The sequence below is a fragment of the Aquimarina sp. Aq107 genome (assembly GCF_943733665.1).
Taxonomy (GTDB): domain Bacteria; phylum Bacteroidota; class Bacteroidia; order Flavobacteriales; family Flavobacteriaceae; genus Aquimarina.
In genome coordinates this window covers 2,875,512-2,900,900 of record NZ_OX030782.1, presented here as the reverse complement: position 1 = coordinate 2,900,900, position 25,389 = coordinate 2,875,512, and the positions used below count along the sequence as shown (strand labels likewise).

The window sequence follows — 25,389 nt, the reverse complement described above, 5'->3', positions numbered from 1 at the left end:
GAATTCGTATGCGAAACAAGATTTTTTCATACGAATTCGTTACTTTTAACGTTAAAGACTTTTGTTAACCCTAAAAGACCACTGCTGTGAAAATTAAGAAATTCTGGAAACGAATTTTAGTAGGATTAATCGTAGTCCCAATTGTGGTAATAGGGGGACTCATGTTATATATTCAGAGTAATCAATCTGAAATTATTAAAGGAGAAATTGCAAAACTAAATAAAGAGCACGAAGGTCTTATTAGTGTTGGCGAAAGTGAATTATCTCTTTTTAGTAATTTCCCTTACATTTCCATAAAAGTATATGATGTAAAAATTTTAGAAACCAAAGAAGACAATGCGCCCATTATCATGGATGTAAAAGATATCTACATTGGTTTTAATCTATGGGATATGGTGAAAGGGAATTATGATATTCAGTCTTTAATAATAGAAGATGGTGTTTTTAATATTGTGATTCATGAAAATAATACCACGAATATTCAAAATTCTTTAGCCAGTACTTCTGGAACAGAAACACCATCTACCAATATTCATTTAAAAAAAATTAGATTTAAAAGTTTGGATATCCATACTTTAGACGAAGCTACCAATACGGATGTCGAAAAGTTTATTTATGCAGGGACAGGTGGTTTTAGTCAAAAGGATAGTGTTATCGCTGGTCACATAGATACCCATTTTGAATTAAATGTAATTAAAGATGGCGATACCACTTTTATCCATAATAAACATTTTGAAGTACATACGGATGTAGTATTTAATGAAAATACGGGTATTCTTGATATACAGCCTTCTGGTATTGTTATGGAAAATGGAGATTTCGAGTTAGAAGGATCCATAGATACAAAGAATGATGTAGATCTAAATCTTTCTATAGAAGGAAGAAAACCTAATTTTGATATGTTGATCGCTTTTGCACCAACAGACGTAATACCGGTATTAGAGAAATACAAAAATGCGGGCGAAATCTATTTTAACGCTAGTATTCAAGGACCTGCTAATAAAGGAAACAGACCTTTTATCAAAGCCAATTTTGGAGCTGGAAAAGCTTTTTTAGAGAATACTAAAAGAGCAAAAAAGATTGATAATATGGGATTCAATGGTCATTTTACCAATGGAGAAAACAGAGATCCAAGTACTATGGAGTTTTCATTAACGGACATGACTGCATCTTTAGAAAAAGGAGAATTCGAAGGTTCGATTTTTGTAAAGAATTTTGAATCTCCGGAAGTGGATATGAAGATAAATTCTAATTTCAATCTTGATTTTATAGCAGAATTTTTAGAATTAGAGCAGGTACAAGAAGCTTCTGGAGAGGTTTCACTAAAAATGAATTTTCACGATATTATAGATATTGATGAGCCCGAAAAAGCATTACAAAAACTTAATCAAGCATATTTTACAGAGTTAATTGTAAAAAACTTGAGTTTAGTGGCAGAACAACTTCCTGCTCCTTTGCATGATATGAATGTACATTTAGTAATGAATGGTAAGGAGGCTACATTGAATCAGTTCGAATTGTTGATGGGAAATTCTGATTTATCGGTAAGTGGATTTCTTTCGGATTTACCCGCTATTGTGCATCATACCAGTATACCGGTAGAGGCACATTTAGATATTTCTTCCAAGTATTTGGATTTAGCAGAATTAACTGGTTTTACAAAACAAGACACTATTCAAAAAGGTTTCGATGAACAAATAAAAGATTTAAGCTTAGGGCTTTCTTTTAAGGCTTCTGCCAAAGATTTTACGGAATCTAAATATTTGCCAAAAGGAGAATTTTTTATAGATAGTTTATATGCAGATTTGAAGCATTATCCTCATAAATTACATGATTTTCATGCCGATGTACTAATAGATGACAAGGATCTCGAAATAGTTGATTTTACAGGGTTTATCGATGATAGTGATTTTCATTTAGATGGACTTATACATGAGTATGCTTTTTGGATGCAACCCGAACTCAATGGAGATGTGGACTTAGATGTCAATCTTACTTCTAAAAAAATAAGGTTAGAGGATGTCTTTTCGTATAAGGGAGAAAATTATGTTCCAGAAGAGTATCGACATGAGATTTTTGATGATTTGGCATTGCATGTTGCTTCTAGTATGCATTATAAGGACTCTGCTTTGCATTCCATCGATTTGACTTTAGATAAGTTAGATACCAAAATGGAATTGCATCCTTTGCGCTTTGATAATTTTAGAGGAAAAATCCATTATGAGGATGAACACTTGGTTATAAAAGATTTTCATGGCGAGATAGGAACTACCAATTTTAATTTTGACCTTAACTATTATTTGGGCAAAGATGAAAAAATAAAGAAAAGAGATAATTATCTCTCGGTCAAGGCAAATTATATTGATTTTGACGCACTTTTTAAGTTTGATATAAATCCTCCAAAATCCACAGAAGTTAACACTTCAAAAACTGCAGATGTAAAAGAACATGCAGAAGCTTTCAATGTATACGAGTTGCCATTTACAGATATGCAATTTAAGGCTGATATTGCTCACTTTATCTACCACAGAATTGATCTTCAGGATATTAAAGCGGCTATAAGGACAACACCTAATCATTATATATATATCGATACCTTAGATATGAATGCTGCAGGAGGAAATATTCGGTTAAATGGTTATTTTAACGGTAGTGATCCAGAACATATTTATATGCAACCGGATTTGGTTATGAATAATGTAGATTTAGATAAACTGTTGTTCAAGTTTGAAAATTTTGGACAAGATCATCTTGTTTCAGAAAATTTACAGGGGAAACTTACTTCTAAAATTAAAGGTAAGATTAGAGTATACCCTGATATGGTGCCGGATTTGGATCAGTCTACTATAGAAATGGATGTGAAAGTATTAAATGGAAGACTGAAAAACTACGATCCCATGCTTGCTCTTTCGGATTATATGGGAGATAAAAACCTACTAAACATTCGGTTTGATACGTTACAAAATAGTTTAGATATAAAGAAAGGAAAGATTACTATTCCAGCTATGAGAATAGAATCTACATTAGGTCATATGGAACTATCTGGTTCTCATGATAGTAATCAAAACATTGATTATTACATACGAATTCCTTGGAAAACGGTAAGAAAAGCTTCTTGGCAAAAATTATTTGGAAAGAAAAAAGATACTGTAATTAGTAAGGAACAAGAAGATGAGATTGTAGAAGTAGATCCAGATGAAAAAACAAAATATCTAAATCTAAAGATCAAAGGAAGTATTGATGACTACAAGATTTCATTAGGTAAGAAAAAACAAAAGTAATAGTTGATTTCTACAATTTTATTGATAATGAATTCTTGGCATTTTTAGGATTACTCCGGATATTTTAAGTATATGAGAACTTTTGTAGGATATTGAGTGTAGTAACTTAATGGATGCGTTTAATTGAAAATATGTTTAATGAGGTAAGATGTTATATAAGAAACAAGTTTTTTGCCTTTTAATATTCTGTATACTATACGTTCAATATAATGCAGCACAATTACCGTACAATAAAAAGGAAGTATATAAAAAAAAACCTGAAGGAAGTATTATTGTAAAAGCAATAGATGATTTAGGTTACAAATACTATTCGGTTACTGATAGTTTAATGACTGATGAGCTAAATGCTAATTTTTATTCAGGAAAATTACCGAGATTATTATTAGAAGACACTTATCAAATGTCTGAATACATAATTAATGCTATTTCAGGTAAAGAGAATCTATTAAAATCGAACAAAAAAGAAATCTCATTTTATGAAATAAGAAAGAATACATTATTAAACTTTAAAGAGGCTAGTAATAAACTAACTAATAATAAAGAAGCCTTGCTTTTTTTGAATTGGAATAGATTCTTAAACGCTATTGCCTATGTTGATGCTTACTGTGATGAAATAATATTATTTAGAAATGACATGGGTAATCCTTATATGCCTAAACAAAGTAATATTAACAAATATAAAAGTGACTCCAAGATTTTTGAGGAAAGTATAGGTGCCGATGGTATAACCAATAAACAATGGATGAAAATTATGGAACGAGGAGGTGGTCCTGGTGCTCACGATAGAATTAGATTGACTGGTAGGAAGAATCAAGAAGCACTGATAAAATTAAAAAAGAAAGAAAGAGCTTCTATTAAAGTTGGAAACCTAGAAAAAATTAAAACAACTTCCAGTACTATTGACGGACTAACTTATATGTACTCTAGTTTTCCTCCTAAGCAACTATCTTTTTTATACAGTAACGATAATGAACTGGTAAAAGGATTTGTGGACTGGATTATCTATATAAATTCTGGTAATTCAGTTAAGTTATCTGAAATACTAAGAGTTGGTTTAGATGTTGAAATTTTTACTAAAAATGACATTAATCAATCGCTGGTAAGAAACGTTTACAGAGATATTATCGATAAAAAAAATAATAGAGTTCGATTAGAGTTTTCTACAAAACATTTTGATGCAATTAAGTTTTCAGATATTAAAATCACAGAAGTAATTATCAAAAAATCTCTTATTCGGTTTTTTGGTCGGATGGATAATTCTATTCAAGAATCTGATAAAGAGATAGTAATTCTTTTAAGACATATTGACGGTAATTTATTGAGCAGTATAATAGAGATTATAAACGAAAGAAGAAAGAGTTTAAATGAATATGATGAATCCATACTGAATTTAAGCAGATATTAAAATTTCCGAAAACTTAGTCCAGTTAAGACTAACCTGTAACTAGTTGTTATAAAACAAGAAAACATATAATACATGAAAAACACTATTTTATTCGCTTTAACTCTATTATTTACTACTACATTAATAGGACAGATTTCTAAATTAAAAAACCCAAAACTAAGTCCTTTTCAGAAAACAGAAATTAAGCTAGGTATTGTAGATGTTTCTTTAGAATATTCACGTCCTTCGATGCGTGGAAGAAAAATCTTTGGAGTTTTGGAACCGTATGATAAAATTTGGCGAACTGGAGCAAATAAAAATACTAAAATAGTTTTTTCCGATTATGTCATAATTGGAGATGTTGAAGTAGCTCCTGGAATATACACTATTTTCACAAAGCCATCAATGGATATTTGGGACGTTTATTTTCATGCCGAAATAGATGAGTATGGCGTGCCAGAAACGTTTGATCCTAAAAATAGCGTTGTACAACTTAATGTTCCCGTAATTAAGTTGGATAAAGAATTAGAGACCCTAGCAATAACATTTGATAATTTAACAGCTAATACTGCGATTTTGAGTATTTCTTGGGAAAAAACAAAAGTTGAAATACCTATTAAAATTCCTACTGATAAAATTTTAAAAAATTACCTTTCTGAAAAGAATACTGCACTTTCACGAGAATATAGTTTAGCAGCTTACATATACTTTGATAAGGAAAAAAATAGCAAAAAAGCGCTTGTAGCAATTGAAAAATCTATTGAGATAGAGGAGAAAGGAATGCCGTTTGAACTATGGCTTGAAAATGTAAATTTAGAAGATAGACGATTAGCATACAACTACTACCTTAAATCAAATATATTAAATGATTTAGATAAAAAAGAACAAGCCATACAGTCAGCAAAAAAATCTTTAATTATTGCAAAAAAAATAAAAAGTGAATATTATATAAATAGTAATACTGAAAATATTAGAAAGTGGAGTAAGTGATTAAAATAAACTTCTTTAAATATTTTGGTTACTAATTAAACCTTTTTGCAAACAGTTAGTCTAAAGACTAAATTATCGATTAATGCATAAAAATATTCATTTAATTATTCCTTTTCTGTTTTTTGGATTTACTACTGAAATTAACTCAGATGTGGTATTTGAAAACGTAGATCAATTAGATATTCCCATCTATGACTTTGATTCATTAGAACCTCTGTTGTACACGAAAACCAATAAAACTCATATTATTAATTTTTGGGCTATGTGGTGTGCTCCATGCGTCAAAGAACTGCCTGTTTTTCAGGAATATGAAAAAAATAATCCTGATGTAGAAATGATATTAGTAAGTCTTGATTTTCCAGAAGATATTGAGACAAAACTTAAACCTTTTTTAAAGAAAAAAAGAATTTCATCAAAAGTTGTTCTGTTAAGCGATCCAGATGCAAATAGTTGGATAAATAAAATTGATCCCAATTGGTCAGGAGCTATTCCTTTTACAATAATATTTAATAACCAAAAGAGATCTTATCATGAGCGGTCTTTTGATAATATTAAAGACTTAGAAAAAATAATTAATACCACTATAAATAATAAATAAGATGAAAAAAAGTAATATCATTTTAGGAATGATTCTAATTTTGTGCAGTTTTTTAGTCACTAATAGTATATATGCTCAAGACCGAAAAGGCCCACCACCTAATGGAGAACGTAAAGGACCTCCAAGAGGAGGACACGGTCCAGAACAAACAAAAACGCTAGAGGAAATAGGTGGTTACAAAATTGGAGAAACTGCATCGGATTTTAGGCTTAAAAATGTGGATGGCACTATGTTTTCTTTATCCAATATTGATAATGCAAAAGGTTACATCGTAGTATTTACTTGTAATGAGTGCCCATTTGCAAAAATGTATGAAGACCGATTAATTCAAATTCACAATCAATACGCTCCAGAAGGTTATACTGTAGTTGCAATTAATCCAAATGTTAGCGAGTCTAATACAAAAGAAAATTTCAAAGCGATGCAAAATAGGTCTAAAGAAAAAGAGTTCCCTTTTGTATATCTAGCGGATGAACAACATAATGTATTTCCAAAATATGGAGCTGTAAGAACTCCTCATGTTTTTCTTTTGGATAAAGAAAGGAAAGTACAGTATATAGGTACTATAGACGACAACGCAAGATCAGCTAATGATGTGAAGGTGAAATATCTTGAAAATGCGATAGAAGCACTTCAAAAAGGTGAAAAACCAAAGGTTAATTTTACTAAAGCTATAGGATGTCCTGTTAAAGCGATTTAAGTAAAGTAAACTATTTTATAATACCATTATAAGAATAGCGATTTGAATTTTAATTCAAATCGCTATTCTTTTTTATTTTGTAAATTACCTTTTTAAAAGAAGTTTTCGGCAATATATTACTACCAAGATATAAGAGTTCGTCCATACATAAAATGAAGCACCCTTTAAGACAACATATTGAAGAGATAATTGAGTTAACGGATGAAGAATTTGATTTTGTTTTAGGTCATTTTGAAACCACAAAAAAACGAAAACATCAATATCTTGTTCAGGAAGGAGAGGTAGTAAAAAAAGAGTATTGGATAACTCAAGGATGTGTAAAAAGTTATTTTTTAGATGACAATGGTAAGGAACATATTCTTCGGTTTGCAATGGAACAATGGTGGATTACCGATTATGAATCTTTTGTAAAACAAACCCCATCAAACATATATATTGACTGCATAGAAGATTGTGAGTTTTTATACATTTCTTTTGAGAACAGGGATAAGCTTACATCTCAAATGCATAAAATGGAACGGTTTTGGGCAAAAAAAAGTAAGTTTGGACGTATTGCTTTACAAAAAAGAATCCTTTCATTGTTAAAAAATTCTGCTAAAGAACGGTATGATTTACTACTAGAACAATATCCTCAACTATTTCAAAGAGTCCCTAAAAAACTTATAGCTTCTTACTTAGGGGTTTCTAGAGAAACCTTGAGTAGACTTAACTCATAGTTCAATTTTTATAATATTATTTTTTTTCACACTAATAAAGTGACATAGATCACTTTAAAGTAGTGACATACCTCCTTATAATTTCTTCTGATTCCTCTCAACTTTGTAGTGTTAATTTAAAACTATAAAAAGATGCCTTACATCAACATCAAAGTTACCGATGAACAGGTAACCAAAGAACAAAAGCGTCTGTTAATTGTAGGTACAACACAATTGCTTGCAGATGTATTGGACAAGAACCCTAAAACCACACACGTGGTTATAGAAGAAATCCCTATTGATAATTGGGGAGTAGATGCAAAACAATATTCAAACTCAGAAAAATTTAAGTCATGAAAAACAAAACAGTAATTATTACAGGAGCCTCTACAGGTATTGGAAAAGCTATAGCAGCTTATTTTATTGAGCAAAATAGTAATGTAGTTATGAACTCATCTAATAAAGAGAATTTACAAAAAACGTATGAAGAACTTGGATCACCAAAAAATGCAGTGTATTTAGCTGGAGATATTAGTAAACAGTTTACAGGTCGGGAACTAATACATCTGGCTAAAGAAAATTTTGGTTCTGTAGATGTCTTAATAAATAATGCAGGTCTATTTGCTCCAAAACCTTTTTTAGACGTCCAAGAAGAAGATTTAGAGCTTTATTGGAATGTAAATTTAAAAGGAACCTACTTTACGTCACAAGCTGCAATCTCTGAAATGATAAAACAAAAAAATGGTTCTATTATAAATATCGGAACTGTGCTAGTAGATCACGCTATTGATGGTTTTCCTGCAACCGCGCCGTTAACGAGTAAGGGAGCTATTCATTCATTAACTAGACAGTTAGCAACAGAGTTTGGTAAAAATAATATTAAAGTAAATACCATAGCTCCTGGTATCATTAGAAGTCCATTACAAGGAAAAATGGGAATTGAAGATGCTGATAGTTTAGCTGGATTACATTTATTAAACCGTATAGGAGAAGCTAAGGAAATAGCAGAAGCTGCCTACTATTTGGCATCTTCTGATTTTATCACAGGTGAGACTATTAACGTAGCTGGAGGTCATACAGTTGGACACGCTATTTAAAAAAAGAAATTATGTATAAAGACAATATAAAAGACATTGAAAATGTAATAACGAATTATTTTGAAGGCATTTTTTATGGAGAGGTTGATAAACTAGCTCCTTGTTTTACTGATAGTGCATTTATCTATGGTGATATAAACGGAGTTCCTTATAAGAAAAGCGTGATAGAATATTTGGATGGTGTTAAAGAAAGAAAAAGCCTTAATGATTTAAACGAAATGTTTAAAATGGAAGTTGTAGGGATTGATATTATTGGAAATGTGGCTATGGTAAAACTGCGAGTACCTATGCTAGGCTATAACTATTATGATTATTTATCGCTAGCGAAAGTGAATGACAACTGGAAAATTGTAAACAAAATTTTTACGCATGTAGCCTAAAGATGCTGTTACATTTTTTAAAGTATAGAGTCTAGATGATAACAGATTCAAATAATAATGAAAAAGAAACTATTTAAATTTCTGAAAATTTTATTAGGTATTTTATTATTTCTAAGACTAATAATTATGGTTGGAGCTTTTTGGCCAATGCCAAAACTCATTCCTCCGGCAAAGTACGATACCGTACTTATAAAATCAATAAACATTATAGATGTAAAGTCTGGTCAAGTTTTAGAAAACAGAAATGTACTGATAAAAGATAATATCATTGTTGCCATTGATAGTTTAGAAATTTTAGTCGAAAATTCTAATTCATTAATAATTGATGGTGCTAATAAATATATGATCCCAGGTTTATGGGATATGCATACACATTCAAATCAGCATTCTCCTTGGTTACATCATCCACTTTACATAGCCAATGGTATTACAGGAATTAGAGATATGTCTGGGCAATTAGATCGTAAAGATAGCTATTGGGTAGGCAGTAAAGAACGGTTGCAATGGAATGCTGAATTGAGTGTGCATAAAAGAATTATGCCTAGATATGTTTTACAAAGTAGTTATCAAATAGATGGAGCTTCTAGTGTACCTGATGGATTTCCAGATTTTTTTAAACTAGATACCCCAGAACAAGTAGATTCATTGTTACATTTTTATAAAAAAGAACAGGTAGATTTTATTAAGGTATATCAGCAAATACCAAAAGAATCATACAAAGCCTTGGCTAAAAAAGCACCATCGTATGAAATGCATATTGCTGGGCATAAACCAATGTTTCTTAGTTTAGAGGAGGCTGTTAATTTAGGACAACGTAGTTTCGAACATGGGCGTATTTTTATGTTCGAATCATTTCCGGAAGCAGATAGTTTAAAGAATCCTAATAATTGGAAAAGCTATTTTTCTAAATCGAAGAGAAGGTTAGTTGATGAATTTGATCTAAAGATAGCTACTAAGCTTATGAAATTAATGAAATCGAAAAATGCACATTGGACACCAACCCTACAAACACTAAAGTTTGAAGCGAATGCACATCTCGAAAATTATGTAGCGAATCCTAATTTAAAATATATAACAGGAATTAGAAAAAGGTTATGGTGGGGTATAGATACTAATAATAATGCTTCAAGAAATATGGATGATCAGACTAAAGATATAAGCCAAAATTTTTACAAAGCAGCAATGAATCAAGTGAGATTGGCTAATAGCATCGGAGTGCCAATAATGACGGGAACAGATGTAACAGATTCGTATATATTTGCAGGGTTTAGTATTCATGAAGAATTGATGGAGTTAACAAAAAGTGGATTAACAAACCTTGAAGCTCTGCAAAGTGCTACAATAGTGCCTGCTAAGTATGCAGAAAAAGAAGATTTTTATGGGAGTATAGAAAAAGGAAAAGTAGCCGATTTGGTTTTGTTACAGCATAATCCTCTAGAAAATATTACTTATACTAGTACAATTGATGGAGTATTTATGAATGGGGTCTATTACGACTCAGAAAAAATAATTGAACTAAAAAACTTTACAGAGTCAATTGCTGCTAGCTTCCATATGAATAGCAAAGTACTCTTAAGTTTTTTAAAAAGCCCTCTTATAAGAGTACAATTTGCAGACTAAATCTAAGACCATTTAAAGGGTTGAAAGATTTCTCTGTTATCAACGGTATTATTATCTAAATAGTTTATTCTAAACTGGCTTCATTTTTGATGAGTTTTAAAACGGATATAAACCACTCATTTTGAAATTAATTAGAACATTTTTATTGTTTATTAGTTTCTTATGGTATTGGAAATTATAGAAAAATCAAATTATGAAAAAGGTTATACATCACTATTTTTAGCACGAATATAGAAGATGATGTAAATTGTGAAGTATAAAACTTAATTTTAGGTAAATAATTCGCTAGTACTAGCAACAATGGTGTATAATCTAGTGTCAATAAGTTAGAATTTGTTTTAAGATTTTATTTAAGAATAAAACTAGAAGGCATATAATAGTTATATATTAAAAATGGAATACAAAGAAACATTACCAGATCATTTATTTTCTCATCATATAGAAAGTTATTGGCATGTTTTTTTTGAGAAACAACCAACAGGTAATCCTTTAGAAATGTTTCTGCCAACTTGTACATTTAATATAATATTTATTGATTCTCAATGTATTGTAAGAAGTAGTTTGCACACCAAGTGGAAACGTTTAAATCCCGGCGCTTACTTTATTGGACAAACAAATACTTCATTAAGTTTTAAGTCTAAAAAAGCTGTTAATATTACAGGAATAAGATTTAAACCATTTGCTTTTGCAAATCTTATTAAGAATCCACTCATAGATTTTAATGATACTATAGTTAATTTAGAAAATATTTTCTCTCTTGATAATATAGCACACTTACTTATCCAAAGAATTTCTATGGAAAGTAAAACTGCAATACAAGAACAACTTATTAATGAATTCATTAATGGTTTGTTATCAAAAACAATGTCAGTAGATGAAAGTTTAAGAGCTCAGTTAAACTATATAATGTTTAGACATGGTAGTATACAGATCAGTGAATTGTTTGAAGAATTTAATGTAAGTAAAGTTACTTTACATAAACATTTCATAAATAAAGTAGGGCTTTCTCCAAAAAAGGTTTCACAAATATGGAGAATGAATAGAATACTTCAACTAAGAAAAGAATTTCCTGACATGAATCTGACTTCTATAGGTTTAGAGGCCGGGTTTTATGATCAGGCACATTTTATTAAAGATTTCAATGCAATTTTTAAGATAACACCATTTAAGTTTTTTGCTCAAAAATCAAACTTGGTAGAAATTGCAAACCTTAATATTGCAAAACGATTTACCAATCAATACGATCCTATTATAAGATAACATGTTTGAGGTTATTGTTTACCATTTACTTTTTTACAATTTTATAAAAATTCTATTTTTTAATTTCGTTTAAAAATCTAAAAACAATGATGGTAATTCGTAAATACATTTTTCTTTTTTTAATCCTATCACTATGTCGTTTTAGTAGTTATTCACAGGATAGTGAGTTAAGTATAGAATATAAAAAAGAGGTTATTAATACCTTGTCTAATTTGATGAATGATAAGTACGTCTTCCCTGATATTGCAAAAAAGACAGAGGAACATGTAAAGGAACAACTTAATAAAGGACACTTTGATCAGTTTACATCTAATGAAAGTTTTGCTACTGCTCTAACAGAATCGGTACAATCTATCAATAATGATAAGCATATGAAAATTATGAGTCAGCCTCCATATGAAGCTCCCGCGATGACTCCAGAACGACTTATTGAAGAGAAGATTTTTAACCTCAAAAGAAAAAAAGAATACAATGCTGGATTTAATAATGTTAAAATCCTTGAAGGAAATGTAGGGTATTTGGATTTAAGAGGTTTTACTTACTTTAAAGAAGGAAAAATAATTGCAGATGCTTACATGAAACTTATCAGAAATACAGATGCGGTAATAATTGACTTAAGTAAAAATGGTGGTGGAGATCCTGAGATGGTTCAATATTTATGTAGTTATTTTTTTAAAGGGGATATTCACTTAAACAGCCTTTATTTCAGAGAAGGTGATAGAACAATCGATTTTCATACACTTGATAAAGTAGATGGAAAAAAAATGATAGATGTTCCTTTATTTGTAATTACAAGTAAAAGAACATTTTCTGGTGCTGAAGAGTTTTCATATAATATGCAAACACAAAAGCGAGCGACTATTATAGGTCAAACTACAGGAGGAGGTGCTAATCCAGGTGGTACCATTCCAATTAATGAATTTTTAAGTGTTTTTATTCCAACTGGAAAAGCGATTAATCCGATTACTAAAACAAATTGGGAAGGCGTAGGTGTAGTTCCTGAAATTAAAGTAAGTAAAGATGATTCATATAGTAAAGCACATGAATTAGCAAAAGAAGGAGCGGATCAATATAGAGAGAATTTAAAAGAATTATACACTAATACTTTCATTGATCTTTTATCAAAATTAGACAAGTATGATGAAGTGAATTCTGAAAAAAATATATTAGCTACTTTAAAAAAATGTAAAGAAAAAGGATTTATTGAAGAATGGGAAATTAACGCATTAGGATATCAATACATGATAGAACATAAAAAACCAAAAATTGCAGTCTGTATATTTAAGTCCAATACTATTTTACATCCACAATCAGCAAATGGATTTGATAGCTACGCAGAAGGGTTAATGAATCTGGGGAACTATGATGAGTCTATAAAAAATTATAAAAAAGCAGTAGAGCTTGCAAAGACTGACAACTCTCCTGATCTTTCCGTATATCAAGAAAACTTAAAAAAAGCACTGCAGAAAAAGTAAGCGTTTAGCAATGATTTGTTTCTAATAAGAATAAAAATAACGGAAGTTTAAAATTATAGTGGTTGTATACATTTTCCTTATTTTTATATGAATATTATTTTTCTACTAAAAAAAATAGATAACAACTCATGAAGCTCCTAAAACTATCTTTTATCGTAACAATTATAAGTTTTCTTACGGCCTGTAATCTTACCCTAAATCCTAATGGTCCGCGCCCTAACAATCCTTTTTTTATAGCTACAGAACAGGTTACGGTTAAAGGAATAACAATACCAGAAGGAACCAAGTTAGAATATGAAAAACACTTCCTTAAAAAAGGAGAACAAGGCTCAATACTTAATGAAAAATACCTTACTGGTTTTAGGTTACCAGAGAACAAAACAATAAATTGGGGAGGTGTACCAATAAATGCTATTCATAAGTTTTATAATAAAGATATGAGCGGGTATAGTGTGTATGCGAATTTTGAAGTAGCACCTGATAATGAAACTATATTTTACAAAAAATGGAAAGAAGAAGGTTGTGATCTTGGTATCACCGTAAAGAATAGAGATGACTGGTCTTTTAATAATTCTAATATATTAGATGTAGAAGGTTGCAGCGTGCTGTACCAGCGCTATGATAAGGATGATAAAAAACAACAAGATTTTCTTGATGCAATGTATGAAGCATTAATGGATGTAAGATCCCAAGACTAATATATCTAAGATGAGGTTTTATAAAACTCTGTAAAAACTTTAATAATATATTCGTGATCTTGTGTACCGCACATTTCTCTGATACTATGCATTGATAACATTGGGTTTCCAACATCAATGGTTGGCATTCCAATATTTGATGCAACCATAGGCCCTATAGTAGAACCACAACCGATATCATTTCTACTACAAAAATCCTGAAACGGAACATTTGCTTTTTTACACCATTGTTTAAATTTAGCTATAGAAAATGCATCTGTGGCGTAACGCATATTAGCATTACTTTTAATTACTGGACCAGCACTAATCATCGGTTTATGATTGGCATCGTGTTTTACTATGTAGTTCGGATGTACTGCGTGTGCCATATCTGCTGAAATAAAAAAGGAACGTGCCACTGCTTGAAAATAGTTCTCTTCCTTAGCAGAAGTAAAAGAATGAATACGTTTTAGTGTAGTTTCTAAAAAATTAGAATTTGCTCCATTTTGTGATTCAGAACCGATTTCTTCATGCTGAAAATAAACAGCCATTTGGATTTCATTATCAGTAATGGTAGATTGTTTTAACGCTTCAAAAGAGGCGTGGACACTTGCTAAATTATCTAATCTAGGTGCATAAATAAATTCATCGTGGATACCTCCAAAACTTGATTTTTCTGCATCAAATAAAAATAAATCCCAACTCAGAATGGTTCCAGATACTCCAGTTTCTTCCTTTAACCAATTTTCAAAATTGATGTCATTAGAAAGCCCAATAATAGGAAACATATGTTCTTGCGGGTTGGGAGTAAATCCTTTTTTATTAACCTCTCGATCTAAATGAATAGCCAAACGAGGGATTCTTATTTTTTTTTCTACCGTAATAAGTTTTTGTTCTAATTCTCCACTTTCATTTTCTATAATTAATCTACCGCCAAAATAAAGGTCTCTATCAAACCAACTACTTAATAAAACACCTCCATAGATTTCAATATTTAATAATTGATATCCTTCTTTTGTAGAAACAGGATTGTTCTTTATTTTAAGACAAGGCGAATCTGTATGCGCACCGATAATTTTAAAAGAATAATCATTAGACCATTTTTTAGGAGTTCTAAATACTATGATCGAGCCATCAGCTCTAGTTACAAAATACTTTTCTTCTTTCTTTAGATCCCAGGTATCCTGCTCTTGTAATTCCTGATAGCTCTGAGAAATCAATTCTTTTTTTAAGTTAGAAACCACGTGAAAAGAGGTAGAACTCGAATCTATAAAATTTAAAAGGCTCTGGGAGTAAGACATTAATGGTGTTTTTAGTTGCTCTAAATATAATTAAAGGATGGTTTTTAATCAAAAACAAAGGTAGTTAAAGATTCTATAGAATAAGATACTGTACTTATATTATATAAGTGATGTCAGAGAAAGAACAGTATTAAACTTCGGATAAAATAAGGAATGTATTAGTATCTCCATGAATCATTAGTTTATCTAATAATCCTTGTAAAGAAGTCTGATTTTTTACTACAACTTTTAGATGAATATTTTGGTTTCCCGTAATACGATGTGCTTCTTTAACTTCAGGAAAGTCTTTAATTATTTTAAGAATATGTGCTAATTGTCCGGGAAAAACTTTAAGCAATATAAAAGCTTCTAAATCGTATCCAAGTTTACTATGATCAATTTGAATACTATACTTTTGGATTACACCTAAATCTTCCATCTTTTGAACTCTTTCTCTAACAGATGAAGGAGATAAATTTATAGTTCTCCCTAAATCAGCAAATGATAGTCTAGAGTTATTTGTTAAAATATCTAATAACTGCTTATCTATAGCATCTATCATAGAATCGATGGTTTTTTGTTTTTAAATTAATTTTTTCAATGGTAAATATAATTATTTTTCGACGATTCAACTTTTTGGTATGTAGGCTTTGCTATACCTTTGTGTAAAATTCTTGTCCATGAGTATTCTTATAATTTTTAATAATAAAGATCCAGAACCTTGGAAGAAGGTGTTAACTAAAAAAATAGCTACTACCAGTATTGAAGTATATCCAAAGGTAAAAGATGTAGCTGCCGTAGATTTTGTTATTTGCTGGAAACCAGAAAAAGACATTCTGAAAAAGTTTCCAAACATCAAAGTTATCCAATCTGTGGGAGCTTCCATAGATCATATTACTAATTCGCAAACAATTGCAGAAAACATTGTTGTTACTAGAATTGTGGATATGAAATTGTCTATTGATATGTGGGAGTTTTTGTTAACTATTGTACTTGCACAATTAAAGAATACTAAAACATATATACAACAACAAGAAAAGAGAATTTGGGATCAAAAAGAATATAAATCTATTAAAAATACAACCATTACAATTTTGGGTTTAGGTAGTATTGGAGGATACGTAGCTAAAGAATTTGCTGATTTAGGATTTACCGTAAAAGGATGGAGTAATTCGAGAAAAGAAATTTCTGGAGTAAAAAGTTTCAATGGAGTTGATGCATTTGATTCTTGTTTAAGTCAATCTGATGTTTTGATTAATCTATTGCCTTTAACTGATGAGACTAGAGATATTATAAACAGAAAAACCTTAAGAAAACTAGCTGCCGATGCATTTTTTATTAATGTAGGAAGAGGTGAGCATTTGGTAGAAAATGATTTAATAGAGTTACTTGATACTAATGAACTGGCTGGAGCTTTTCTTGATGTTTTTAGAACAGAACCATTACCAAAAGAGCATCTTTTTTGGAAGCATCCCAAAATTCAAATAACACCACATGTGGCAAGTTTAACTAATGTAGAAAGTGCAGCAAATCAAATTGTAGAAAATTACAGGAGGTTTTTAGATAATAGAGAACTGTTAAATATGGTTTCGTTAAATAAAGGGTATTAGTAATATGGATACAAAGTTTCATTTAGCATTTAAGGTAAAAGATATAGAAAGTACCATAGCGTTCTATCATACCGTACTAGGTTCCGAATTAGGAAGACAAACGGAACATTGGGTAGATTTTAATTTTTTTGGACATCAACTTTCAGCTCACGTATCAGATAATATACCTGAATTAGATTATTGCGGAATAGTAGAGAACCTTAAAGTCCCAATTCCGCATTTTGGTTGTATTTTAGATAACAAGGTATTTCAGGATATAAAAAATAGATTAGAAGATCATAAAGTAGATTTTATTTTTAAACCTCAAAAAAGATATCAAAATAAAAAAGGGGAACAACAAACCATGTTTATTTTAGATTTTAGTAAGAATCCTATTGAGTTTAAAACATTTAATAAGGATCATGATATTTTTAAATAAGGGCCATTCATATCTACTTAATACAAACAAAACGGGATTATAACTTATATTATTAATTATCTTAAGAATTGAAAATAAATAAAGTTGAACGCATGGATGATAATCTTAGTCAGATAAAAAAGAAAGTGTATGATAGATGTTCTCTAGAAATTTTAGAATATGTAAAAGAAACTGAAAGTCAAGAATATTGTGCTTGCCGATTTACCCTTAATGGACAAAATGTTCTAAGTAGAACTGCTAAAGTTACACCAAAAAAAGTGGGACAATTCGTAACTTTTTGGAAACGAAAAGAGAACGGACCTATCGAACCGTATCATGAATCTGATGAAATAGACTTCTATATTGTTAATGTAAGTAAAGAGAATAAATTAGGGCAGTTTGTATTTCCAAAGCCTTTATTGATAAAAAAGGGAATTGTATCTACAGAAATAAAAGAAGGAAAAAGAGCATTTAGAGTATATCCTAAATGGGATATTACCAAAAGTAAACAAGCCCAACGAACCCAAAAATGGCAGCTTAATTATTTCTACGAAATTAATGATAAAACAGATCTCGAAAATGTTTTGGAATTGTATAAAAGTCAATGACTAGTCTTAAGTCATAATTTGGAGCTTTATAGGATGAAATATGAAAATTGAATAATTTATTAAGAGCATATCTGTTTAAATTCTTTAGATTTAGTCTTAATAAATTTTATTTTTTTACCAATTAACAGTTAATTAAGTGTTAAAACTACTCATTTTTGATGTTTTTTATAAGGGTAATTTCCCTTTATTTTTTTCTTTTTTTAAAATTTATATTTGTTGTTTAATCTATTGATCTTCAATAATGCAATCGTGTTGCGTTATTTAAAAAAAAGATATTTTTTGTAGTATTCATGGGAGATAGATAGAGTGTTACCCTTTGGTCGTTGTGTGTTTACCGTATTTCGTTGTTGTGATTAATCTATAATTTTGTAAGTCTAATTTTATTAGAACTCAACATTTAATTTAAAACTAAAATTAAAACTTAACGCAAAATTTAAAATTATGAAAATTAGACTTAGAATTTTAAGCACAGTAACAGTATTTTCTTTCCTATTTTACAGTTGTGAAAAAGACGGAGAAGCAATTACAGATTTAGAATCAGAACTTGAAACTATAGATACTGTAGGAGCCGATCAAGCCATACCTGGGGAGTATATAGTAATTTATACAGAAGATGAATCTATTTCTGGTAAAAGTATCGAAATGAAAACTAAATCGATGCAAACATTATCTAAATATGCAATAGGAGAAGATAATATCAAACAAACTTATAGCTCCGCTATTCAAGGGTTTGCTGTTAAAAACTTATCTGAAAAGCAAGCTGATTTGCTTAGAAACGATCCTGAAGTAGCTTATTTAGAACCAAATTATATCCAAAAGTTGGATGTTAAAATAGGAAAACCTGTAAGTACACTCCCAGCAACAGTACAAAATAAAGCGGTGACTAATGACTCGCAGTTATCTAATGGAGAATTTCTTCCTTGGGGAATAAATCGAGTAGGAAGAGCAAATGGTGCAGGTAGAACTTGTTGGATAGTAGATAGTGGTATTGCTCCGCATAGTGATTTAAATATTGATACCAGTCGAAGTGTAAGTTTCGTTGGTGGGTCTTGGGAAGATCAAAATGGACACGGAACTCATGTAGCAGGAACTGTTGCTGCTAGAAATAATGGTTCAGGAGTTATTGGTGTGGCATATGGAGCAACTGTAGTTTCTGTTAGAGTTTTAAATGCTGCAGGTAGTGGTGCAACAGATGGGATTCTTGCAGGAATAGACTATGTAGCCAACAATGCAGGTAATGGAGATACTTGGAATTATAGTGTTGGATTTAGAAATCGATTTACATCTCAGGCAATAGACGATACGTTTAGAAATTTAGAAAACACAACGTATGGAGCTATGGCAGCGGGTAATAGTAATGATGATACTCAATTTTATTCGCCACAAAGGTTAATAACTAGTAGATCTTGGTGCGTTGGAAACATGACTAATGTAGATGCTCCTGCCTCTGGTTCTAATTTTGGTAGTAGTGTGGATCGTTGGGCTCCAGGTACAGCAGTATGGTCTACTTGGTTAAATGGTCAGTTTAATAATATTTCAGGTACTTCTATGGCGTCACCGCACGTAGCAGGAATATTATTATTAAGAGGTAACAGTACAGGAACAGATGGGTCTGTAAGTAAAGGAGGATATACAGCTCCTATTGCTACCTTAAATTAAAAATATATAAATAGTTTTGAATTAGTTAGAGGCTGAGTAACTTCAGCCTCTTTTTTGTTTTTTTGAGAGAAATTATAAGAACATAAGATGTTTTTCTGTTCTAACGTGTAGAACTAAATATTCAATCTTCTGGTGAGATGATATAGTTTTATCTTTATAAAGTATTACCTCTATAAAACTCTAAAATTTTAACCCGAAGTAAGTATTCATATTTAGCATTGGTGAGGTTGGTTCTTGCATTATCCAAATTATTTTTACTTGTTATATAAGCAATAAAATTTGACACTCCATTATTAAATCTAATTTCATTTACCCGATAAGATTCTTCAAAAGCTGTTACTTGATTTTGTAGACTTTCATATCTATTAAATGCAGCCCGCATATCAAAATGGACTTGGGCAATTGCATTTTTTACTTCTAATGAAGTTCGTTCTAATTCTATAAGAGATTCCTCGGCTTTAATTTTTTCTAATGCTACATTGTTTTTTGCTCTAAAACTATTAAAAAGAGGAATATCAACCGCGATACCAACAACTGTATTCAAATTATTGTCAAATTGATCCAAATACTCAATTTTATCTCCTCTAAACTGGGATTGTTCAGTAAAAACTGAAATTTCTTCATTGTTAACAGTAACAAAATCTCCTGTTTCTACAATACTCGATCCAATTTCAGTAAATGTTTCTGCAACACTAGAATAGTTGGTGTTTAGCTGTCCAAAAAATGAAATTTCTGGGATGTATTGAGCTCTAGCGACTTTTATTCCTTTTGCTGCCGCTTTTGCTCTTAATTCTTTAGCTTTGAAAGTGGCTAAATTTTTCATTGCATCATTAAAAACATCTTCAGACGAAAGTTCGTATTTTTCAAAATCTAATAAAATAGATGTTTTGTCAGCATCAATATTTTCATGGATATTCATCAATCTAGTAAGACTTAATTTTGCACTGTTTAGATCACTTTCTGCCGCTAGTATATTAGTTTCATCAATAGTTTTTTGACCTTTTATGTCGGCATAATCAGCTGGATTTCCAGATTCTTCACTATATAAATCTTCTTGTTGTTTTAATTGTTTATTGGTGGCTACTAATCTTGCTTTTGCTAATGCTAATATATCTGTTCTGTTTAGTACCTGTAGATATGCTAAAGTAACATTAAGAATTAATGTTTGTTTAGCTTCTTCTATTTCCATTTCAGAAGCTTGTCTATTCAATCTTTGTTGCTTAACTGTATTTAATAATCTAAAACCATTAAATATCGTAGCATCGAGATTTAATCGTGCATTAGAAAAAGTAAGTTCTTGATTTATAAAATCATTGGTAAATGGATCAATACTTCTTCCGTTATTTACACCTATATTATAATTCCCATTTAATGATGGTAGAATGTTTGCTGTGGCTTGTCTATGATTAATTTTGGCTGTACTAGCATTTAAAACAGAAGACTTTAGGTCCAGATTATTTTTTAGTGCTATATCTACACATTGGGCTAGGGAGTACCTTTCTGCGTCTTTTCTTTGTGTAAATCCGAGGAATTGTAAAAGAAAGACACTGATACATATAATTGATTTCAGTGACATGAGTTGTTAGGTTATTCAGAGACGATACGTCCGTCTAAAAGATTAATAATTCTTGATCCATAAGAAGCGTTTTTTTCAGAATGAGTGGCTTGTATTATTGTAACACTTTCTTTATTTAATTCAGAAAATAACTCCATAATCTCCGTACTCTGTTTAGAGTTTAAATTTCCGGTTGGTTCATCAGCTAAAATTAGTTTTGGCTTAGTAATTAATGCTCTTGCAATTCCTACCAATTGTTGTTGTCCGCCACTTAATTGAGATGGAAACAAATCTTTTTTACCTACAATATTAAAACGATCTAACATATCAGCCACTAGCGCTTTTCTTTCTGAAGATTTTACGTTTTTGTAGAGTAGGGGAGTTTCGATGTTTTCATAAACATTTAATTCATCAATAAGATGATAAGCCTGAAACACAAAGCCTATGTATTCTTTGTATAGTTTAGATCGTTGTTTTTCTTTCATGGTATGCACAGCTTCATCTAAAAAGGCGTAACTACCTTCTGTGAAATTGTCAAGCATTCCGATACAATTTAATAATGTAGATTTACCGGATCCTGATGGTCCCATTAATGAAATAAACTCGCCTTCTTGTACTTTTAGGTCGATAGCATCGAGTAGTGCTATTTTTTTTCCACCTGAATTAATTACTCTTGATGTATTGTTAAGTTGTAAAATCATAATTATTTTTTGATGATTATCTATGTTATTTTTCGTTGATGTAAAAAATAATCAGTTTAATTTTCTATGAGCCTTCTGAGAGATGCGTCTTGGTCGAATAGTATTAAATACTCTAGAGTTTTCTCTTCTCAGACAGACATAATTTTCAGAAAATGAATTCATTTTTGAGATCATAATATTACTGAATTTCTGATATTTCTACATCTCCAATATTTAAGCCTTTTTGAATGCTCGCATCACCTTTGTAGTACAATTTTGCTTCTCCAAAAGCTGTAAGTTTGATGCGATCTGATGCTTGAATTTTAAATTCAGCTTCTCCAAAGGCTTTTAGCTTAGTGTTTTTATTATCTACACCTAGTAGATCGGAAGTACTTTCTCCAAAAGCTGTTATTTTCTGATTTTCTATAGATCCGTTTTTGATAGCTAGTGTGCTAGCACCATACATATCAACGTCAAAGTATTCAAAATTTACATCGTTCAAAATTATTTGTGATTCCCCATAAACTTTTAATCGAAATGTTTCTGCAGAGATCTTACTTTTACAAACTGTAGCTTGTTCTCCTCTAATAGAAAGATTAGTAAGTTGTTTATAATTAATGGTTACGGTAAGTACTTTACCTTTATAAATAGGTACTTTTCTTTTGGTGCCATTAATGATTACTGTTTTATTTTTTGTAGTTTCTTTAGCATCATCTAGATAGACACGAAGCACATTCCCATTTACTTCAATATTTATTTTGTCTTCTGGTTCGGTACTCTTTTCAATGATTACAGATTCTTCATTGTTTTCCACAAAAGTTGCTTCTATATGCGGACTAATAATTACTTTGTCAAAAGTAGTAACAGTTTTTTTTGTTTGTCCAGCTAATAAATGAGCAATTGATAATGCAATTAAAGCTAAAAAATATTTTAAATGTTTCATGATGAATGAGTTTTTAATGTTCGTTTATATGATTGAATTGATGAATGTTAATTTTTTATTCTGTTTTTAAACTTTTAATAGGATTTGCAATAGCAGCTTTGATAGTCTGAAAGCTTAGTGTGATGATAGCAACTAGTAGGGTGATAATACCTGTGAGTGCAAAAACCCACCAATTTAACTGAATTCTGAAAGCAAAATCTCGTAACCAGCTACTCATAAACCACCACGCGATTGGCGTTGCGATACAAAAGGCAAATACGATTAATTTTATAAAATCTCTTGAGAGTATTTTTATGATAATCGCTGTAGAAGCTCCTAAAACTTTACGTATTCCGATTTCTTTAGTACGTTGTTCTGCGATATAAGTGGCTAATCCAAATAATCCTAAAGCGGCTATAATAACAGCAAGTACAGTAAAAATCAAAGCAATTGTTCCAATTCTTTTTTCTTGTTGATACATATCTAGAAAGGAATCATCAAGAAAATTATAGGTAAATGATAGTTCGGAAGAAACAGCTTCGTATTTATTACGAATCTTACTGATAAAACCTTCAACATCACTTGTATTAAATCGATAAGCTGTTCTCCAGCTGTTATCTCCCAATCTAAGACTTAAAGGACCTACATCATTTCTTAATGATTCAAAGTTAAAATTTTTGACTACTCCAATGATTGTGTAGATTATTTTTTCGTTATTATCTGTTGATTTGTATAATTTTTTTCCGATTGGATTTTTGAACCCTGTTAGTGCAACTGCTTTTTCATTAAGTATGATAGCGGTAGAATCTGTTCCAAAGGAACGTGAAAAATTTCTTCCAGCTATAAGTTCCATGCCCATGGTTTCTATATAGTTATAATCTGTTCTCCAGTATTGCATATTAAAACCATTATCCGCAGTAGCTACAACTTCTGTACTAAACGTTGTATCGGATCTGGCAGATTTAGATACCGGAATGTATCCAGCGAAGGATGCAGATTTTACTTCTGTAAATTGTTCTATCTCTGATTTTAATGATTTTCGAGTTTCATCGGATAAATTCGAATTTTCTACAATCATTACTTGGTCTTTATTGAATCCTACATCAGTAGTTTGAATATGTTTGAGTTGCTGATAAACTACGATAGTTCCAATGATCAAAACGATGGAGGTTGTAAACTGAAAAATAACTAGGAAATTTCTTAATGAGTTTTTGTTCATACCTTTTGCTAAATTTCCTTTTAAGACACTTATGGGTTGAAATTTGGAAAGGAAAAAAGCTGGGTATATACCTGCTAACGGTCCTACAATAAAAGGTAATAGTATTAAGAAAGCTAAAAATTGAGGTTGTAGTAAAGCTTTTAGCGAAATTTCTTTTCCAGCGATATTATTAAACCAGTCTAGAGAAAGGAATACAAATAAGATTGCAATACCATGTGCTATTACTACAATCATTGTGGACTCACTTAAAAATTGAAAAACCAATGATTTTTTTTCTGTCCCTAATACTTTACGAATACCTACTTCTTTAGCTCTACCGGATGATCTAGCTGTAGTAAGGTTCATAAAATTGGTACAAGCAATAAGTAAAATGAATAAAGCTACCGCCGAAAAGATGTATACATACTTTATGGAACCATTAGCACTGAGTTCAATATTTTGATTTGAATGTAAGTGAATGTCTTTAAGCGGAATTAGGGAATATTCAATTTTGTTACCAGAAGCTTCGATATCTTCCATACTTTTAACTTCCATGTACTGAGATATCTGTGGTAATAAGTATTTGGCTACCACTTCTTTAAAATTAGTAGTAAACTTTTTGTAATCGGTACCATCTTTAAGTACTAGATAGGTATGAAAATTATGACTCAAATAGTTTCCAAAATCATAATTTACATTGGCCATAGAAAATAAAAAATCAAGATAAAAATGAGAATTTTTAGGCATATCTTTTATAACGGCTGTGACTTTAAATAGAGTTTTACCATTATTGTTGACTTCTAAAGTTTTTCCGATTGCTTGATCTACACTACCGAAATATTTAATAGCAGCTTTTTCCGATATCACAGTAGTATTGGGTTCTTGTAATGCAGTTCTGGGATTTCCTTTTAAAGCAGGAAATGTAAAAACATTAAAAAAGGTGGAGTCCACATATGCAACTGAAAATTCTTCTATAAATTCTGTTCCTTTTCGGATTAGCCTAGATCCTTCAGAAGCATATATTCTAGCATACTCTTCTACCTCTGGATAATCTTTTTTTAATGTGGCTCCCATTGGATCAGAAGTTACTGCCATATTAATTTCGGTACCACCAAAGAGTATATCAGAGTTGATTCTATAAATTTGATCTGCTTTTTCATGAAACCGATCATAGCTTACTTCATCGGTTACAAATAGCGCAATAAGAATAAAGCAACATATTCCTAATGAAAGCCCAATTATATTAATAAAAGTAATTCCTTTGTTTTTAATGAGATTTCTCCACGCTATTTTAAGATAATTTCTGATCACGATGTTGGTTTT

Annotated in this window: 23 protein-coding genes; 17 read left to right on the top strand and 6 right to left on the bottom strand. The window is 30.7% G+C overall.

What is annotated here, in order from left to right; translation table 11 throughout:
* The first annotated feature begins 86 nt into the window (after positions 1–86).
* The 13 genes from NMK29_RS12380 (at position 87) to NMK29_RS12320 (ending at position 14,178) form a co-directional block, all read left to right on the top strand.
* Positions 87–3,281: an AsmA-like C-terminal region-containing protein gene (locus tag NMK29_RS12380; protein ID WP_108803919.1), complete on the top strand. Its 3,195-nt coding sequence runs from the start codon at positions 87–89 to the stop codon at positions 3,279–3,281.
* A 148-nt stretch (positions 3,282–3,429) separates the two neighbouring features.
* Entirely contained in the window at positions 3,430–4,686 is a 1,257-nt protein-coding gene (locus NMK29_RS12375) for a hypothetical protein (RefSeq protein WP_108803920.1), read from the top strand.
* Positions 4,687–4,758: 72 nt separating this feature from the next.
* Positions 4,759–5,655 carry a DUF2911 domain-containing protein gene (locus tag NMK29_RS12370; RefSeq protein ID WP_108803921.1) on the top strand — a complete coding sequence of 299 codons (897 nt, stop codon included), beginning with the start codon at positions 4,759–4,761 and terminating at the stop codon, positions 5,653–5,655.
* An 82-nt stretch (positions 5,656–5,737) separates the two neighbouring features.
* On the top strand, positions 5,738–6,253 hold the full coding sequence (locus NMK29_RS12365) for a TlpA disulfide reductase family protein (RefSeq protein WP_108803922.1): 516 nt from the start codon (positions 5,738–5,740) through the stop codon (positions 6,251–6,253).
* Position 6,254: 1 nt separating this feature from the next.
* The gene (locus NMK29_RS12360; RefSeq protein WP_108803923.1) at positions 6,255–6,953 is read left to right on the top strand and encodes a thioredoxin family protein; all 699 of its coding nucleotides are present in this window, start codon (positions 6,255–6,257) and stop codon (positions 6,951–6,953) included.
* A 152-nt stretch (positions 6,954–7,105) separates the two neighbouring features.
* Entirely contained in the window at positions 7,106–7,669 is a 564-nt protein-coding gene (locus NMK29_RS12355) for a Crp/Fnr family transcriptional regulator (protein ID WP_108803924.1), read from the top strand.
* Positions 7,670–7,801: 132 nt separating this feature from the next.
* Positions 7,802–8,005, top strand: a complete 204-nt coding sequence (locus NMK29_RS12350) for a 4-oxalocrotonate tautomerase family protein (protein WP_108803925.1) — start codon at positions 7,802–7,804, stop codon at positions 8,003–8,005.
* The gene (locus NMK29_RS12345; protein ID WP_108803926.1) at positions 8,002–8,745 is read left to right on the top strand and encodes an SDR family NAD(P)-dependent oxidoreductase; all 744 of its coding nucleotides are present in this window, start codon (positions 8,002–8,004) and stop codon (positions 8,743–8,745) included. Before NMK29_RS12350 ends, NMK29_RS12345 begins: the two co-directional genes overlap by 4 nt.
* Before the next feature lie 11 nt (positions 8,746–8,756).
* Positions 8,757–9,125 carry a nuclear transport factor 2 family protein gene (locus NMK29_RS12340; protein WP_108803927.1) on the top strand — a complete coding sequence of 123 codons (369 nt, stop codon included), beginning with the start codon at positions 8,757–8,759 and terminating at the stop codon, positions 9,123–9,125.
* 57 nt (positions 9,126–9,182) lie between these two features.
* Entirely contained in the window at positions 9,183–10,745 is a 1,563-nt protein-coding gene (locus tag NMK29_RS12335) for an amidohydrolase family protein (protein ID WP_108803928.1), read from the top strand.
* A gap of 393 nt (positions 10,746–11,138) precedes the next feature.
* Positions 11,139–12,005, top strand: coding sequence for a helix-turn-helix domain-containing protein (locus NMK29_RS12330; protein WP_108803929.1), 867 nt, complete (start codon positions 11,139–11,141; stop codon positions 12,003–12,005).
* A gap of 86 nt (positions 12,006–12,091) precedes the next feature.
* Complete coding sequence (locus tag NMK29_RS12325) at positions 12,092–13,480, top strand: S41 family peptidase (protein WP_108803930.1); 1,389 nt, start codon at positions 12,092–12,094, stop codon at positions 13,478–13,480.
* 128 nt (positions 13,481–13,608) lie between these two features.
* Entirely contained in the window at positions 13,609–14,178 is a 570-nt protein-coding gene (locus tag NMK29_RS12320) for a hypothetical protein (protein WP_108803931.1), read from the top strand.
* Between the two features lie 5 nt (positions 14,179–14,183).
* Here the strand turns inward: NMK29_RS12320 and NMK29_RS12315 are convergent, their stop codons facing one another.
* Positions 14,184–15,458: a M18 family aminopeptidase gene (locus NMK29_RS12315; RefSeq protein WP_108803932.1), complete on the bottom strand. Its 1,275-nt coding sequence runs from the start codon at positions 15,456–15,458 to the stop codon at positions 14,184–14,186.
* A gap of 130 nt (positions 15,459–15,588) precedes the next feature.
* Positions 15,589–15,999: an Lrp/AsnC family transcriptional regulator gene (locus NMK29_RS12310; protein WP_108803933.1), complete on the bottom strand. Its 411-nt coding sequence runs from the start codon at positions 15,997–15,999 to the stop codon at positions 15,589–15,591.
* Between the two features lie 118 nt (positions 16,000–16,117).
* Here NMK29_RS12310 and NMK29_RS12305 point away from each other — a divergent pair, with 118 nt between their 5' ends.
* From NMK29_RS12305 to NMK29_RS12290, 4 genes are all read left to right on the top strand, one after another.
* Complete coding sequence (locus NMK29_RS12305) at positions 16,118–17,047, top strand: glyoxylate/hydroxypyruvate reductase A (RefSeq protein WP_108803934.1); 930 nt, start codon at positions 16,118–16,120, stop codon at positions 17,045–17,047.
* A 4-nt stretch (positions 17,048–17,051) separates the two neighbouring features.
* Positions 17,052–17,465 carry a VOC family protein gene (locus tag NMK29_RS12300; RefSeq protein ID WP_108803935.1) on the top strand — a complete coding sequence of 138 codons (414 nt, stop codon included), beginning with the start codon at positions 17,052–17,054 and terminating at the stop codon, positions 17,463–17,465.
* Positions 17,466–17,533: 68 nt separating this feature from the next.
* Positions 17,534–18,052, top strand: a complete 519-nt coding sequence (locus NMK29_RS12295) for a MepB family protein (protein ID WP_371924101.1) — start codon at positions 17,534–17,536, stop codon at positions 18,050–18,052.
* Positions 18,053–18,493: 441 nt separating this feature from the next.
* Positions 18,494–19,711, top strand: a complete 1,218-nt coding sequence (locus NMK29_RS12290) for a S8 family serine peptidase (RefSeq protein WP_108803937.1) — start codon at positions 18,494–18,496, stop codon at positions 19,709–19,711.
* Positions 19,712–19,865: 154 nt separating this feature from the next.
* On the opposite strand, the gene NMK29_RS12285 is transcribed toward NMK29_RS12290, so the two are convergent.
* From NMK29_RS12285 to NMK29_RS12270, 4 genes are all read right to left on the bottom strand, one after another.
* Complete coding sequence (locus NMK29_RS12285) at positions 19,866–21,287, bottom strand: TolC family protein (RefSeq protein WP_108803938.1); 1,422 nt, start codon at positions 21,285–21,287, stop codon at positions 19,866–19,868.
* An 11-nt stretch (positions 21,288–21,298) separates the two neighbouring features.
* A complete protein-coding gene (locus NMK29_RS12280) occupies positions 21,299–21,967 on the bottom strand; it encodes an ABC transporter ATP-binding protein (protein ID WP_108803939.1) in 669 nt (222 codons plus the stop codon).
* A gap of 178 nt (positions 21,968–22,145) precedes the next feature.
* The gene (locus NMK29_RS12275; RefSeq protein ID WP_108803940.1) at positions 22,146–22,889 is read right to left on the bottom strand and encodes a GIN domain-containing protein; all 744 of its coding nucleotides are present in this window, start codon (positions 22,887–22,889) and stop codon (positions 22,146–22,148) included.
* A gap of 55 nt (positions 22,890–22,944) precedes the next feature.
* Positions 22,945–25,377, bottom strand: a complete 2,433-nt coding sequence (locus NMK29_RS12270; RefSeq protein WP_108803961.1) for an ABC transporter permease — start codon at positions 25,375–25,377, stop codon at positions 22,945–22,947.
* Between the last annotated feature and the right edge of the window lie 12 nt (positions 25,378–25,389).

What these genes read in the sequence shown, in the direction of transcription:
- NMK29_RS12375 (WP_108803920.1), top strand. Translation starts at nt 3,430, where the DNA reads ATGTTATATAAGAAACAAGTTTTTTGCCTTTTAATATTCTGTATACTA.
- NMK29_RS12360 (WP_108803923.1), top strand. Translation starts at nt 6,255, where the DNA reads ATGAAAAAAAGTAATATCATTTTAGGAATGATTCTAATTTTGTGCAGT.
- NMK29_RS12290 (WP_108803937.1), top strand. Translation starts at nt 18,494, where the DNA reads ATGAAAATTAGACTTAGAATTTTAAGCACAGTAACAGTATTTTCTTTC.
- NMK29_RS12345 (WP_108803926.1), top strand. Translation starts at nt 8,002, where the DNA reads ATGAAAAACAAAACAGTAATTATTACAGGAGCCTCTACAGGTATTGGA.
- NMK29_RS12315 (WP_108803932.1), bottom strand. Translation starts at nt 15,458, where the DNA reads ATGTCTTACTCCCAGAGCCTTTTAAATTTTATAGATTCGAGTTCTACC.
- NMK29_RS12300 (WP_108803935.1), top strand. Translation starts at nt 17,052, where the DNA reads ATGGATACAAAGTTTCATTTAGCATTTAAGGTAAAAGATATAGAAAGT.
- NMK29_RS12305 (WP_108803934.1), top strand. Translation starts at nt 16,118, where the DNA reads ATGAGTATTCTTATAATTTTTAATAATAAAGATCCAGAACCTTGGAAG.
- NMK29_RS12340 (WP_108803927.1), top strand. Translation starts at nt 8,757, where the DNA reads ATGTATAAAGACAATATAAAAGACATTGAAAATGTAATAACGAATTAT.
- NMK29_RS12325 (WP_108803930.1), top strand. Translation starts at nt 12,092, where the DNA reads ATGATGGTAATTCGTAAATACATTTTTCTTTTTTTAATCCTATCACTA.
- NMK29_RS12330 (WP_108803929.1), top strand. Translation starts at nt 11,139, where the DNA reads ATGGAATACAAAGAAACATTACCAGATCATTTATTTTCTCATCATATA.
- NMK29_RS12350 (WP_108803925.1), top strand. Translation starts at nt 7,802, where the DNA reads ATGCCTTACATCAACATCAAAGTTACCGATGAACAGGTAACCAAAGAA.
- NMK29_RS12280 (WP_108803939.1), bottom strand. Translation starts at nt 21,967, where the DNA reads ATGATTTTACAACTTAACAATACATCAAGAGTAATTAATTCAGGTGGA.
- NMK29_RS12320 (WP_108803931.1), top strand. Translation starts at nt 13,609, where the DNA reads ATGAAGCTCCTAAAACTATCTTTTATCGTAACAATTATAAGTTTTCTT.
- NMK29_RS12365 (WP_108803922.1), top strand. Translation starts at nt 5,738, where the DNA reads ATGCATAAAAATATTCATTTAATTATTCCTTTTCTGTTTTTTGGATTT.
- NMK29_RS12310 (WP_108803933.1), bottom strand. Translation starts at nt 15,999, where the DNA reads ATGATAGATGCTATAGATAAGCAGTTATTAGATATTTTAACAAATAAC.
- NMK29_RS12370 (WP_108803921.1), top strand. Translation starts at nt 4,759, where the DNA reads ATGAAAAACACTATTTTATTCGCTTTAACTCTATTATTTACTACTACA.
- NMK29_RS12275 (WP_108803940.1), bottom strand. Translation starts at nt 22,889, where the DNA reads ATGAAACATTTAAAATATTTTTTAGCTTTAATTGCATTATCAATTGCT.
- NMK29_RS12335 (WP_108803928.1), top strand. Translation starts at nt 9,183, where the DNA reads ATGAAAAAGAAACTATTTAAATTTCTGAAAATTTTATTAGGTATTTTA.
- NMK29_RS12285 (WP_108803938.1), bottom strand. Translation starts at nt 21,287, where the DNA reads ATGTCACTGAAATCAATTATATGTATCAGTGTCTTTCTTTTACAATTC.
- NMK29_RS12355 (WP_108803924.1), top strand. Translation starts at nt 7,106, where the DNA reads ATGAAGCACCCTTTAAGACAACATATTGAAGAGATAATTGAGTTAACG.